The sequence below is a fragment of the Bradyrhizobium sp. Ken51 genome, from assembly GCF_055807435.1.
The window spans coordinates 253,718-266,761 of the sequence record NZ_JBVVPB010000003.1; the positions used below are offsets into that span (position 1 = coordinate 253,718).

A 13,044-nucleotide genomic window follows, 5' to 3' on the forward strand; every position below is an offset into this window, starting at 1 on the left:
CCTATCGATTAGGGCAGATCGATTGACGTAAGCCAATCGATTGCGCGGCATCTTACGACCAAATCCGGATGATGTCATTGCGCCGGATCAATGCAATTGTGGCGATGGAGTTCCGCCTACGCCGTGTTGCCCGCGTCGACCGTGAACACGGTACCCGTCACATTGCGGCCGCCCTCTCCCAGCAGATATTCCACCATGCGCGCGACGTCGTCGGTCTCCGGCAGGCGGCGCAGCGCGCTGCGGCCGGCGATGCGCTTGCGGCTATCGTCGGAGAGATTGTGCGTCAGCTCGGTGTCGATGAAACCGGGCGCGATCGCGTTCACGGTGATGCCGAGCTTGCCGACCTCGCGCGCGAGCGAGCGGGTGAAGCCGGTGGCAGCGGACTTGGTCGCACCATAAACGGAGAGGCCGTTATAGCCTGTCGTCGCGATGATCGAGGAGATGTTGATGATGCGGCCGGCCCCATCGGCCATCATCTGGCGCACAACATATTTGGTGAGAATGATCGGCGACAGCACGTTGAGCTGCACCAGCGCCTCGATCTCGGAATTGTGCATGGTCGCGAGCAGGCCTTCGGTGCCGAGGCCGGCATTGTTGACGAGGCCGTAGATCGGGCCGAATTCGTCGCGCACGAGCTTTGCATAAGCGGGGATCGCGTCGATGACGGCTAGGTCGCAGGCGCGGAAATGCAGGCGCCCCCCCGACCCGGCAATCGCCGCCTTGAGCTCGTCGCTCTCGCGCCGCGCCGCCGCGATCACGTTATATCCGCCATCAACAAGCCGCTGCCCGATTGCAAGGCCAATGCCGCGGCTGCCGCCGGTGACGAGGACATTATGCATCGGTGCGCGCCAGTTTGCCGGCCGGGGTGACGTCGAGCGCTTCGACGAAGCGGATCACCGCCGGCACCTTGTGGGACGCGAGCTGCGCGCGGCACTGATCCAGGATCTGGTCGCGGATCTCTTTCGCGCGCGCCGGATCGGTGCCGTCAGCAAGGATCACGTCAGCAACGACGATGCCGCCGGTGATCGGGCTCTTGCGTGACTTCGCCCGGGACATCCGCACGTCGGGATGGCGGTTGATCACCGCCTCGATCTCTTCGGGGTGAACCTTCAGCCCACCGATATTGATGATGCCGCCGCGGCGGCCGACGAAATAGTAGCGGTCGCCGCGCAATTCGACGATGTCGCCGCTGTCGACATACCCGTCTGCATCGGTGAGCGCAGCCGCGTCGCGGCCGATATAGGCGTGCGCCGTGCGGGTCGAACGGATGCGGAGCGAACCGTCGACGACCTTCATCTCGACGCCGTTACGGTTGCCGAGATAGTCGGCCGGAAAGCCTTCCAGCCCGTCATTGACGGCAAAACCGACGCCGGCCTCGGTCGATGCATAGGCATGGCCGACGGAGGAACTCGGGAACGCCGCCTTCAGGCCGTCCAGCACCGCCTGGTCGGCGATCTCGCCGGAGAGGCGGACATAGCGCGGCGCGAACTGCGCGGCCGAGCCGCTCATCAACAGCTTGCGCCAGTGCGAGGGCGTGCCGGAGATGTGGGAGACGCCGCGCGCGTTCAGCCGCGTGACGTGATCGCCGAGCGCCTCATGCGGATCGGACAGCACCATCGAACCGCCCGACAGGACGGCGCGGAGGAATATCTGCAGGCCGCCATAGCGGCGGATGTCGTAGAACGTCGCCCATACCGGCGCGGGTCCGCGCGCCGGACCCTCGGCGACGATGGCGCCGGTGAGTGCTTCCAGCGTATGGCCAGCGATTTTCGGCACGCCCGACGTGCCCGAAGTGAGCATCAGCCATTCCGTGGCGCGTTCGGTCCTGGCCGGCGCAGTGGCTTGAAGCGGCAGCTGTGCGGTGACAACCAGCGGCACGCCGGTCTCGGGCCAGCGATCGGGCTCGTCGGTGACGACGGCATCGATCCCGGCATCCGCCATCAGCGCATCGAGATGCGCGGGGTTGAGATCGGGCGGACATAGCAGCATGCGACGGGCAATACCGTCGAGCTCGATCATGGCAAGGCCCGATCGGAGCTGGTCGGACAATTTCAGCAGCACCGCGCGGCCGGACAGCTCGCGCAGGCGGCCACCCAGGACCGTCTGCGACAGGATATCCGTCAGCGACACGACATCGTGCGCGTCCGACAGCGTGCGGCCCGTCAGCTCCGCGCCGAGATGATCGCGCAGCGCAAAGATCTCACGCGGGGACATTTTCGTAGGCCCGCACGAAATCGCCCACGGTGGCGGGGAACGCTGCGTCCTCGGAAATAGTGAAGGGGTCGACGCCGGTCTCGTCCTCGAGGCGCGCCACCAGGATGGCGAAGGCGAGCGAGTCGAAGCCCGTCTCGTGCAGGGACAGGTCGTCCGAGAGCGCGGGAAGCGCGACGTGCTGCTCCTTGGCGATCTGCTGGATCGCTTCAATGACCTTAGACCGTACCGACATGGCTGGCTCGCTTCTGTTGTCGTTCGTGTTGCGGCGGTTCTTGATGACCGCCTCCCTTGGCCGCTTGTTTACCCGACAGAAGTAAATGGCTTCTTGGACAATTCGGATAAAATTGGACCTATCTCCAATTTTCGCGCGGCTAGAGCCGGATCGTACCCTCGTTGATTCGCGTATAGGCCTCCGCGTCCAGCGCGACATAGGTGCCGGCCTTCGGGTCCAGCATGAACAGAGGATCGGAGACCGCGCGGGGATCAAATCCCTCGCGCGCGAGCTCGGCCTTCTTCTGCTTGAACGTCTCGGTCGCATCGAGCTCGCGCGAGATGCGTATGAAGACAGGGTGAGCATAGGCCGGCAGGCGCTGTGCGAGATGGGCGGGCAACCCCTCGAGGACGAAGCCCTCGTTGACCACGATCGCGCTCATGCCGGCGCGGCCGTCGGTGCCGGGGATGCTGACGCCGTAGGTGGTGGCGTCGATCACGCCGGTGAAATCGCGCACGGCGTCATTGACCTCCGAGGTCGCGACGTTCTCGCCCTTCCAGCGAAAAGTGTCCCCGATGCGGTCGACGAAGTGGAAGAAGCCCTTCTCGTCGAGCCGCATCAGATCGCCGGTTCTGAACCAGGAATCGCCCTTGGCAAAGACATCGCGCAGGATCTTCTTTTCGGTCTCGCTCGCCTCGGTGTAACCCTCGAAGCGACCGCCGCCCTCATCCGCCGTGCCGATACGGCCTATGGCTTCGCCAGCCTCGCCGCGCGCGCAGGCGATACAAAACCCATCGGCATTGCGCAGCGGCACGCCGCTATCGGAATCAAGCTTGACGAGACCGGCGGGGAAACGATGCGCGAGCAGCGGCGGAACGCGGCCGATCGCGCCGGGCTGGCCTTCGACGTTGAAGAGCGAGAAATTACCTTCCGTCGCCGCGTAGAATTCGAGGATGCGCGGAATGGCGAAACGCGCCTGAAAATCGTCCCAGATGTCACCGCGAAGTCCGTTGCCGCATACGAGCCGCAAGCGATGCCGGTTCTCGTATTCCGACGGAGGGGCCTTGAGCAGATAGCGGCAGAGCTCGCCGATATACTGAAACAACGTGCAGTCGTGGCGCACGATGTCCGGCCAGAAATTCGACGCCGAGAATTTATCCGCGATCACCACCGAACCGCCGGCGGCGAGCATGCTGCATGGCGCGACGATGCCGCCGACCGAGTGGAACAGCGGCAGGCAATCGTAGAGCCGATCCTGCGGCGTCGCGCCCGTGAGGCCGGCAAACCAAAAGCCCCAGTTGAGGATGCGGCGGTGGCTGATGCTGGCGGCTTTCGGCAGGCCGGTCGTCCCGGACGTGTAAATCAGCAGCGCCCGGTCGTCGATGGTGACGCCGCCACGCTCGTCCGGCGAAAGCGGCCCGTCATCGAGGGCGGCAAGCGCGACATCGATCGGACGCTCGCCGCGGGCATCGCCATGGGTCCAGACCTTCGCTTCCGTCTTCAGGTGCGGCGACGCGCCGTCCAGCGCCTCCGCAAGCTCGTGCGCGACAATGATGTGAGCGGGCTTTGCCACTCCGATGCAATGCGCGAGCGATTGGCCTACGAGCTTGGTGTTGACGAGCGCGACCACGCCGCCGACCCGGCTGATGCCGAGCCAGGCCGCGACATAGTCGATGCCGTTCGGCATGATCAGCGCGACAGTGTCGCCCTTGGCCACACCGGCCGAACGCGCCCACCGCGCATAGCGATTGATGCGTTTCGAAAGCCCCTCATAGTCGAGGCTCACGTCCTCGATGGCCAGCGCAATGCGATCGGGCTGGCGCTGCGCCCAATCATCGACGACGTCTGCGAACAGCCGGCCCGGCAACGTCTCGATCCGTGCGGTGAGTTCGATCGCCTTCAGCCAGGTTTTCGAAGCCGAAGGTGCACGCGCGGCTTTCGGTTGCTCGATGACGCCGGTTGTCATGCCGTTCATTCTTTCGAAACGTGTCTGCTGGTTCCCGGCAGCTTAGCTCGCCCGCCCTGCCCAGGTGTTAAGAGACGAGGTAAAACCGGGTTAGCGCGCGATTAACTCTAGCGATCCTTTACCAAATCGGTGGGATCGGCGTGCGCGGGCACGCTCACCGGCTACGAGACGAGTTCGTTCTACGGTGTCGGCGCTCCGCACGACACGCCGCGCGAGATCGTCGATCTGCTCAAGCGCGAAATCGACGCCGCGCTGTCGACGCGGAGATCAAGTCCCGCATCGCCGGGCTCGGCGCAATTCCGCTGCACGGCAATGCAGGCGAGTTCGGCGGCATGCTGACGGCGAGGAACCGACCGCTGGCTGAAGGTGGTGGAGTTGTCGGGCATCCGGAAGGAGTAGCGACCGCACCTGCACGCGACGCGGAAGCGCTGAATCCGCGCATCGCTAGCCGCCTCGCTGATGGCGCGAGCGCTGCGGCGGTGCGTTGAACGGATAATACGGATTGAGATCGCAGGTGGCGGAGCGGCCCGAAGCGGTGGCGCGGCACTGCGGCAGCGAGGTGAAGGAGCAATCGTACCACTCCCCGCCCCCGCTGTTCGCACCGGAATAAACGTGCATGCAGATGGGATAGTGCGGATCGAAGGTCTGTGCACGCGACGGCGCGGCCGTGAGCAGGGCACCGACGGTCACGATCAGGCCGAATGAGCGACGCATTAAAATTCCCCTGAAAGCCGCATTGCGGAACGCTAGTGCACCTTCTTAGGGCGCCGGCGCGGCGGCGGCGGTTCATCGAAAGCATAGTAGGGATTGACGTCGCAGCTTGCCGAGCGGCCCGAGGCCGTGGCGCGGCACTGCGGCAGCGAGGTGAAGGAGCAGTCGAAATAGTCGCCGCCGCCACCGCCGAAGCCGCCGGGCATGTAGACGTGCATGCACACCGGATAACGTGGATCGTAGGTCTGAGCGCTGGCATCTGCCGCCACGAACAGCGTGGCAATCGCGGTGAGGGTCAGGATCGGCAAACGCATGGAGAAATCCTCGAATCGTTCATGTCGGCAGCCCGGATGCCAGCCACCTCGTATGGCATAACACCACGGCAGAGGCGACCGTTCCTCAGCGCAGATGACGCCAAGGTGAGTGTGGTCCGACCGCTACCCGCCGAGCCCCTGCAACACCAGCCGATTCAGCCTGGCCGCAAACGCGGCAGGGTCTTCCGGCAGTTCGCCATCCAGGATCTGCGCCTGTTCGAGCAGGAGCAGGCTGAGGTCGTCGACCGCCTTCGAGCCGGCCTGAGCCTTGGTGATCGCGGTGACCAGCGGATGGCGCAGGTTGATCTCGAGGATCGGCTTGGTGCGCATGCCACGGTTCTGCTGGGCCAGGATGCGCTCGAGCTCGCGGCTCGGTCCCTGGCTGTCGGCGACGAGGCAGGAGGCGGAGCTGGTGAGACGCGTCGATGCCTTGACGTCGCTGACGCGCTCGCCGAGCGCGGCCTTGATCACCGCGATGGTGGCGGCCTCGTCGGCGGCCGGCTCGTCCTTCTTCGCCTCGTCCGCCTCGTCGACGCGCGGGATCAGGTCGAGGTTGAGGTCACCCTGGCTCAGCGACTTCAGCGGCTTGCCGTCGAACTCCGATGGCATCGAGGTCCAGAAGGCATCGACGGGATCGGACAGCAGCAGCACTTCGATGCCGCGCGCAGTCGCCGCCTCGAGCCTGGGGTTCGACTTCAGCCGCTCGATGCTGTCGCCGACGAGATAATAGATCTCTGTCTGGTTCGGCTTGAAATCGGCGATGACGTCCTTGAGCGAGCGCTTCTCGCCCGCAGTCGTGGTGAAACGCGACAGCGCGAGCAGCTTTTCGCGGCGTTCGAAATCCTCGTAGATGCCTTCCTTCAGCACCGCACCGAAGGCCTCCCAGATCTTCGCGAAGTTCTCCGGATCCTTCTCGGCAAGGCTTTCGAGCTCGGACAAGACGCGGGTCGCCACGGCCTTGCGGATCTGCGCGAGCTGCGGATTGTTCTGAAGCATCTCGCGGGAGATATTGAGCGGGAGATCCTCGCTGTCGACGACGCCGCGGATGAAGCGGAGGTATCCCGGCAGCAGATCGGCATCGTCGGTGATGAAGACGCGGCGGACATACAGCTTGACGCGCCCCTTTCGGTTCGGCTCGAACAGGTCGAACGGCTTGGTCGAAGGCGCGAACAGCAGCACGGCGTAGGAGTAACGCCCCTCCGCGCGATAATGCAGCGTCATCGCGGGATCGTCGAAGGCGGAAGCGATCTGCTGATAGGCCTTCTTGTAGTCTTCCGGCGTGAGCTCGGATTTCGAACGCTGCCACAGCGCGCTTGCAGAATTGATCTGACGCGGTTCGCCCTCTTCGGGCACGAGTTCGATGGGGAAGAGGATGTTGTCAGAATAAGCGCCGACGATACGTTCGATCTCGTAAGCTTCGAGGTATTTCTTCGCATCGTCCTTGAGATGCAGAACGATCTCAGTGCCGCGCTGCACGCGGGCCGCATCCTCCTCGCTGGCACGCGCGATCTCGAAGCCCGAGCCGCCCGAGGACGTCCAGGTCCAGACGTCGCTCTCGCCGGCGCGGCGGCTGACCACGACGATCTTGTCGGCGACCATGAAGGCGGAATAGAAGCCGACGCCGAACTGGCCGATCAGGCCGAGACCATCCTTGGCCTCCTTGAGCTTCGACACGAAAGCCTTGGTGCCGGAGCGGGCGATGGTGCCGAGGTGGTCGATCAGTTCCTGCCGCTCCATGCCGATTCCGTTGTCGGCGATCGCAAGCGTTCCGGCCGTCTTGTTCGGAATGATCCGGATCTTGAGCGCGTCGCCCTCGCCCAGCAGCGCCGGATTCGCGATCGCCTCATAGCGCAGCTTGTCGCAGGCGTCCGAAGCGTTGGAGACGAGTTCGCGCAGGAAGATATCGGTCTCGGAATAGACGGAGTGCACCATCAGGTGCAGAAGCTCGGAAACCTCGGCCTGGAAGGGCTGCGTCTGCACAGCCGTGTCTGACGTCGTCATGCGTTTACCCGGTCAATCGAAAGGGGAAGAAACCCGGGATATAACGCGACGTGGCAGGGGATCAAGTAGATGTCAGCCATCGCCCTCCGGGCGGAGGGCGACTTGTCCGTGGCAAACGCCGATCAGGTCACACAGCGGCCGGGCTGGAGCAGTTTTGCGACCTCGGTCAGGGAGCTGACCATCGGCTCGCAGGCGATCGTCGGCTTTTTGCGGCTCTGCTTCTGGTCCGGGAGCAGCACCGGCGGCGGCTTGGCGTTGCCGGTCTCGATCACCGCGGGGACCCGCAGCAGCACCGACGTGTCGGCCAGATCGTTCAGCCGCATCGACACGGTGCGGGTCGGAACCTCCTCCTGCTTGATGTCGGCGAGCCGGTCGGCTTTGCTGGAGCGATTGACGTTATGGCCCGGCTTGTCAGCGACCGCCTGCCAGCGGTCGGCCAGATCATGGCCCGAGGCGAGCTGCACGGCGCCGACTTGGACGGCGCCGACTTGGACGGCGCCAAGCGTCGCGGCGATCGCGACGGCTCCTAAAAATACCTTTTGAATCTGTGACATGGCTGTCGGTCCCTCGCCCCATGGCGATCGCGGGAACAACGCGAGGAGAGGACCCAGAGTTCTCAGTCGTTAAGATCACTTAACCGTGTGCGAAAAGGGCACGGTCCGCGCGAAAAATTTCGCAACCGCCTGGAACGACTTTCGCGGACGGGAGTCGTCTCAACAGCCGGCTATTCCCCCCTGCCCCATAAGCCGGCGACGTAGGGCGCGACTGTGGTGATGCCAGTCGCGCCTTACTTTTGTCTGGAGTTCAGTTCGCCTTCCCCGCGAGCCACTCCCGCCCCTCCCCATAGAGCTTCTCGACCTCAGGCCCGGTCAGGCCCGGCATGTCGCGCTTGACCTTGTAGCCGATCAGCTCCTGCATGTAGGCGAGGTGGCGGTAGCCTTCGGGCAGCGCGGCAAGGGCTTTCTGGTCGAGCTGAAGTGTCGCGGCGGGGTCGACCGGGTCGATCCGGTCCTTCTCGTAGATCGGCTGGCGGCGGACGATGCCCCATTTTCCCTGCCGCTTCTCCAGGAAATCGTAAAAGCGCCCGGTGCAGACGACGTCGCAGGGCACGTCGTGCACCGGCGCGCGCTGCGAGATGGTCATCTTGGTCTGCGCGATGGCGCGCACCCCCTCGAGATCGATACTGCAGCCGCCGAGGAAATGCAGGATGCGCACGCCCTTGGCGAACCCCTCCTGGCTGACCCTCATGAAATCCCGCGCCGGCCCCTGAAACCAGGTGGCGGACATCCAGCCTTCCTCGTGCCAGACGGTGGCAAAGCGCTCCCAATCGCCGGCGTCGCGCCACACCGCCCAGTTCTCGACGAGGTCGCGGATGGCGAGGCGGTCGAGGAGTTGCTGGTCCATGAACACGTCTCCGATGGCGCTGCGGCTGCAACGCGGCCGCTGCGCGAGGTATGAGCGGTGAATTCGATGGCCGTCAAGCGTGGCAACCTGATCAACGAAAATCCGGCGCACCTTGCAGCACGCCGGATCGGGATTCGTCACATGCCGGGCGTAGGCGCTTCCTTACGCCGCCGGCACTTTCGGCGCGCGGTTGCGGGAGTTGCGCTGGAAGAACAGCGCCTGGCTCGCCACCGCCGACACCATCGCCGGCTGGAATGGTTTCGAGATCAGGAACGCCGGCTCGGGGCGCTCGCCGGTAAGGAAGCGCTCGGGGTACGCGGTGATGAACACCACCGGCACCTCGAAGGTGCGGAGCAGCTCGTTGACGGCGTCGAGGCCCGACGAGCCGTCGGCGAGCTGGATGTCGGCGAGGATCAGGCCGGGCCGCTTGTTCTTTGCCAGCGCGACCGCATCGGCGTGGGTGCGGGCTACGCCGACGACATTGTGGCCGAGGTTCTTCACCAGGCTTTCGAGATCCATGGCGATGAAGGTCTCATCCTCGATGATCAGCACGTCGGTGGCGATCTCGGCGGCCATCTCGCGCCCTGCGGCATCTGCAAGCCGGCGCGTCTCGCCGACGTCGGTGCCGAGGATATAGCCGACCTCTTCTTCCGAAAATCCCTCGAGCGAGAGCAGCAAGAAGGCTTGCCGCGGCAACGGCGTGATGTTCGACAGCCGTCGCTCCGGCGGCATCGGCAGGTTCGTCACCTCGGAATCGTCGTTGACAGACACGGAATTCCAGATCTGGGTGAACAGCCGGAACAGGCCGGCGCGCGGCCCGTGGCTCTCGTCGAGCACCGACGGATCTCCCAGCATGGCTTCCAACATGGCTGCGACATAGGCGTCACCGGAGGACTGGCTGCCCGTCAGGGCGCGTGCGTACCGGCGCAACAACGGCAAGTGTTCAGCAACAAGCTGTGAACGGGACATCCCCACTCCATATCATCTTCGGGCCGACCTTGACGTGCAGGCGTTAGGCGGGGGGCCCGGGTTCCCCTGCTGGGCTGATTACGCCTCAGATCAAGAAAAGTTCCGCATGGGGGCGGAACTTTTTCTCGCAGCTCGCATTGAGCCTATCCAGGGAACGGCTCCCGGTTGAGAGAACTTCTCGATTTTACAGTTACTTAACTCGGGGAAACGTGGAACAGGTCATGAAAGATCTCAAGTCTCAAGCCAGCAAAAGCACGACCCCCGGTAAGGGAGGGCTCACTCCGGAGATCCAGTCCCGGATCGGGCACCAGCTGCGCGCCATGTACGACGACGTGGTGCGGCAGGGGGTTCCGGACCGGTTCGCGGAACTGATCAAGAAACTTGATGCGCCGGGAGCGACACCCCAAGTGGAAAATGGTGGCGGTTCTAACGACAACAACAATGGGAGGGATTGATGCCTCTCACGGACTCCCTGCGTAACGACATCCTGGCGGCCGTGCCCAGTCTGCGCGCGTTCGCCATCTCGCTCAGCGGCAATGCCGATCGCGCCGACGATCTGGTCCAAGAGACGCTGTTGCGCGCGCTCGCCAACATCGACTCGTTCCAGCCCGGCTCCAATCTGCCGGCGTGGCTGTTCACGATCCTGCGCAACCTGTTCCGCTCCGACTATCGCAAGCGGCGGCGGGAAGTCGAGGATGCCGAAGGCAATTATGCCAAGACGCTGAAGACGCAGCCCTCGCAGAACGCCCATCTCGAGTTCGAGGAATTCCGCACGGCACTCGACAAGCTTCCGCAGGACCAGCGTGAAGCGCTGATCCTCGTCGGCGCCTCCGGCTTCTCCTATGAGGATGCGGCCTCGATCTGCGGCTGCGCAGTCGGCACGATCAAGAGCCGCGTCAACCGCGCGCGCTCGAAGCTCGCGGCGCTGCTCTATGTCGACGGCGCCGAGGATTTCGGACCCGACGAGACCATTCGCGCCGTGATCGGCGGCAGCGGCGGCTGACGGCCGGCCTCAATCGGACTGAGACCGCGATGAAGGCGGCCGCTTCCAGCGGCCGCCTTCGCACGTCTGACGTGATCACGTCTGAAACGTGATGCGGCGGAGCCTGCGTCGCGTCGATCACTCGTCCACGAAGGTCACTGTCTCGGCCACGCTCGCACGCGACGTGCGGTAGCTGTTGACCTTGTGGGCGTTGTCGGCATAGCCGAACGAGATACCGCAGACGATGCGGCGGTCAGCAGGCAGATTGAAATGGCGGCGGATCAGGCCGGAGTGGCGCGCAAGCGCTGCCTGCGGAATCGTGCCGAGCCCGAGCGCCTGCGCGGCCAGCATGAAGTTCGAGACATAGGCGCCGCAATCGATCGCACCGTAGATGCCGAGCGGCTCGTCGGTGTGGATGATGGCCACATGCGGCGCACCGAAGAAATTGTAGTTCTCCAGCGCCTGCTTGGCATAAGCCATCTTGTCTCCGCGCGCGATGCCGAGCGTGTTGTAGAGCTGAAACCCGCTCTCGCGGCGGCGTTCGAGATAGGCGCCGAGATATTCGCGCGGCGGCGTGAAATCATAGTCGTCCCCGAGACCGCCCGAAGCCTCCTTGTAGATCAGCTTGCGGAAACGCTCCTTGGCCTCGCCGCTGGCGATGACGACCTGCCAGGGCTGGCTGTTGCACCAGGACGCCGTGCGCTGTGCGGTGGTCAGCAAATGTTCGATCGTCGCGCGATCGACTTCCTTGGCCAGGAAGGCGCGCACCGAATAGCGCTCGTTGAGCAGCTCTTCGAGTACGCCGATGCGGTTGTTCTGATTGACTGCAGCGTCCATGGATCAGCTCGCACTTTTCTCGTAGGGTGGGCGAAGGCGCATAGCGCCGTGCCCACCGACAGACTTACCTCGGCGCATCTGCATATGGTGGGCACGCTTCGCTTTGCCCACCCTACGAGATGCAGCGAGAGGCTAGATCACCGTCCCTTGTTCGGTATCTTGTTATACGGCACGTCCTTGTCGACGCGGATGTCGCCCGGCAATCCCAGCACGCGCTCTGCGATGATGTTGCGCAAGATCTCGTCGGTGCCGCCTGCGATGCGCATCGAAGGCGAGGACAGCAGCATCTGCTGGAACTGGCCCTGCACGGTCTCCTCGTCCGCGCCGGTGAGAACGCCGGCCGCGCCCTGGAGGTCCATGGCATAGGTCGCGATGTCCTGCAGCATCATGCCCGAGACGAGCTTGCCGATCGAATTCTCCGGCCCCGGCCGCTCGCCCTTGGACAGCGCCGAGATCGCGCGGTAGCTCGTGTATTTCAACCCGCTCGACTTCACCGCCCAGCTCGCAAGTTTTGAGCGCACGGCGGGATCGTCGATGGCGAGACCATCCTCCAGCATCAGATTCGAGCAGAACTCGAACATCTCGGGGACGCCGGTCGCAAGCCGCGAACCGATCGACATGCGCTCGTTCATCAGCGTGGTCAGCGACACGCTCCAGCCCTCGCCGATGGCGCCGAGGCGCTGGCTGTCGGGAATGACGACGTCGGTGAAATAGACCTCGTTGAACTCTTGCATGCCGTTGGCCTGCTTGATCGGGCGCACCTCGACGCCGGGGCTCTTCATGTCCAGGAAGAACATGGTGAGGCCCTTGTGCTTGGGCACATTGGGATCAGTGCGCGCGATCAAAAGTCCGTAGTCGGAATAGTGCGCGCCGGAGGTCCAGATCTTCTGGCCATTAACGACCCAATCGTCGCCCTTCTTCTCCGCGCGTGTGCGCAAGCCGGCGACGTCAGACCCGGCCGACGGTTCGGAGAACAGCTGGCACCAGATCTCCTCGCCCGCGGCCAGTTTCGGCAAATGGCGCCGCTTGGCGTCCTCGCTGCCAAAAGCCATCACGGTTGGGCCGCACATGCCCTCGCCGATCTGAAACGGCTGCGTCAGCTTGCCGTAGACGCCTTCCTCCTGCTGCCAGATCACACGCTCGATCGGCGTCGCACCGCGGCCGCCATATTCCTCGGGCCAATGCAGGCAGGCCCAATTGCCTTCGGCCTTCTTCTTCTGCCAGGCTTTGCCGACATCGACGATGTCGTGGTTGGCCAGCCGGATGCGGCCGAGCGAGGATTTTGACAGCTCGGTCAAGAACTCCTTCGGCGCATTGGCTTCGATCCATTTGCGCGCGGTCTCGCGGAATGCGGCTTCCTGCGGGGTGTCGTCGAAATTCATGGCGGACCTCTTCGTTCTTGCTCTGTCTTAGTCCCTCATGGTGAGGAGACGCG

15 protein-coding genes are annotated in these 13,044 nt (G+C 64.2%); 3 read left to right on the forward strand and 12 right to left on the reverse strand.

Going from position 1 to position 13,044, the window contains the following annotated elements:
• Positions 1 to 116 precede the first annotated feature (116 nt).
• The 4 genes from AC0L27_RS08195 to AC0L27_RS08210 all read right to left on the reverse strand — a co-directional run bounded on the left by AC0L27_RS08195 (position 117) and on the right by AC0L27_RS08210 (position 4,400).
• Positions 117 to 839, reverse strand: coding sequence for an SDR family NAD(P)-dependent oxidoreductase (locus AC0L27_RS08195; protein WP_354208338.1), 723 nt, complete (start codon positions 837 to 839; stop codon positions 117 to 119).
• Positions 832 to 2,214, reverse strand: a complete 1,383-nt coding sequence (locus tag AC0L27_RS08200; protein WP_354208339.1) for a class I adenylate-forming enzyme family protein — start codon at positions 2,212 to 2,214, stop codon at positions 832 to 834. The genes AC0L27_RS08195 and AC0L27_RS08200 overlap by 8 nt, the downstream gene beginning before the upstream one ends.
• Positions 2,201 to 2,446 (reverse strand): acyl carrier protein, encoded by a 246-nt coding sequence (locus AC0L27_RS08205; RefSeq protein WP_007597226.1) that lies wholly within the window; start codon positions 2,444 to 2,446, stop codon positions 2,201 to 2,203. Before AC0L27_RS08205 ends, AC0L27_RS08200 begins: the two co-directional genes overlap by 14 nt.
• 139 nt (positions 2,447 to 2,585) lie before the next feature.
• On the reverse strand, positions 2,586 to 4,400 hold the full coding sequence (locus tag AC0L27_RS08210; RefSeq protein ID WP_354208340.1) for a long-chain-acyl-CoA synthetase: 1,815 nt from the start codon (positions 4,398 to 4,400) through the stop codon (positions 2,586 to 2,588).
• Positions 4,401 to 4,520: 120 nt separating this feature from the next.
• Here AC0L27_RS08210 and AC0L27_RS08215 point away from each other — a divergent pair, with 120 nt between their 5' ends.
• Positions 4,521 to 4,730, forward strand: a complete 210-nt coding sequence (locus tag AC0L27_RS08215) for a hypothetical protein (RefSeq protein ID WP_354208341.1) — start codon at positions 4,521 to 4,523, stop codon at positions 4,728 to 4,730.
• A 105-nt stretch (positions 4,731 to 4,835) separates the two neighbouring features.
• On the opposite strand, the gene AC0L27_RS08220 is transcribed toward AC0L27_RS08215, so the two are convergent.
• The 6 genes from AC0L27_RS08220 to AC0L27_RS08245 all read right to left on the reverse strand — a co-directional run bounded on the left by AC0L27_RS08220 (position 4,836) and on the right by AC0L27_RS08245 (position 9,790).
• Entirely contained in the window at positions 4,836 to 5,105 is a 270-nt protein-coding gene (locus AC0L27_RS08220; RefSeq protein WP_354208342.1) for a DUF3551 domain-containing protein, read from the reverse strand.
• A 32-nt stretch (positions 5,106 to 5,137) separates the two neighbouring features.
• A complete protein-coding gene (locus AC0L27_RS08225) occupies positions 5,138 to 5,416 on the reverse strand; it encodes a DUF3551 domain-containing protein (RefSeq protein ID WP_354208343.1) in 279 nt (92 codons plus the stop codon).
• A 123-nt stretch (positions 5,417 to 5,539) separates the two neighbouring features.
• Positions 5,540 to 7,417 carry a molecular chaperone HtpG gene (gene htpG / locus AC0L27_RS08230; RefSeq protein WP_473318574.1) on the reverse strand — a complete coding sequence of 626 codons (1,878 nt, stop codon included), beginning with the start codon at positions 7,415 to 7,417 and terminating at the stop codon, positions 5,540 to 5,542.
• A gap of 122 nt (positions 7,418 to 7,539) precedes the next feature.
• The gene (locus tag AC0L27_RS08235; protein WP_473318576.1) at positions 7,540 to 7,971 is read right to left on the reverse strand and encodes a hypothetical protein; all 432 of its coding nucleotides are present in this window, start codon (positions 7,969 to 7,971) and stop codon (positions 7,540 to 7,542) included.
• Positions 7,972 to 8,221: 250 nt separating this feature from the next.
• The gene (locus AC0L27_RS08240) at positions 8,222 to 8,821 is read right to left on the reverse strand and encodes a nuclear transport factor 2 family protein (protein ID WP_354211674.1); all 600 of its coding nucleotides are present in this window, start codon (positions 8,819 to 8,821) and stop codon (positions 8,222 to 8,224) included.
• Positions 8,822 to 8,983: 162 nt separating this feature from the next.
• Positions 8,984 to 9,790: a response regulator gene (locus tag AC0L27_RS08245; protein ID WP_007597237.1), complete on the reverse strand. Its 807-nt coding sequence runs from the start codon at positions 9,788 to 9,790 to the stop codon at positions 8,984 to 8,986.
• A gap of 221 nt (positions 9,791 to 10,011) precedes the next feature.
• Here AC0L27_RS08245 and AC0L27_RS08250 point away from each other — a divergent pair, with 221 nt between their 5' ends.
• Together AC0L27_RS08250 and AC0L27_RS08255 are read left to right on the forward strand one after the other, a co-directional pair.
• Positions 10,012 to 10,245, forward strand: a complete 234-nt coding sequence (locus AC0L27_RS08250) for a NepR family anti-sigma factor (RefSeq protein WP_007597239.1) — start codon at positions 10,012 to 10,014, stop codon at positions 10,243 to 10,245.
• The gene (locus AC0L27_RS08255; RefSeq protein WP_007597240.1) at positions 10,245 to 10,793 is read left to right on the forward strand and encodes a sigma-70 family RNA polymerase sigma factor; all 549 of its coding nucleotides are present in this window, start codon (positions 10,245 to 10,247) and stop codon (positions 10,791 to 10,793) included. The genes AC0L27_RS08250 and AC0L27_RS08255 overlap by 1 nt, the downstream gene beginning before the upstream one ends.
• A 117-nt stretch (positions 10,794 to 10,910) precedes the next feature.
• Here AC0L27_RS08255 and AC0L27_RS08260 read toward each other — a convergent pair whose 3' ends face one another.
• Together AC0L27_RS08260 and AC0L27_RS08265 are read right to left on the reverse strand one after the other, a co-directional pair.
• The gene (locus tag AC0L27_RS08260) at positions 10,911 to 11,609 is read right to left on the reverse strand and encodes a nitroreductase (protein WP_354061222.1); all 699 of its coding nucleotides are present in this window, start codon (positions 11,607 to 11,609) and stop codon (positions 10,911 to 10,913) included.
• A 137-nt stretch (positions 11,610 to 11,746) separates the two neighbouring features.
• On the reverse strand, positions 11,747 to 12,991 hold the full coding sequence (locus AC0L27_RS08265) for an acyl-CoA dehydrogenase (protein WP_473318583.1): 1,245 nt from the start codon (positions 12,989 to 12,991) through the stop codon (positions 11,747 to 11,749).
• Positions 12,992 to 13,044 lie beyond the last annotated feature (53 nt).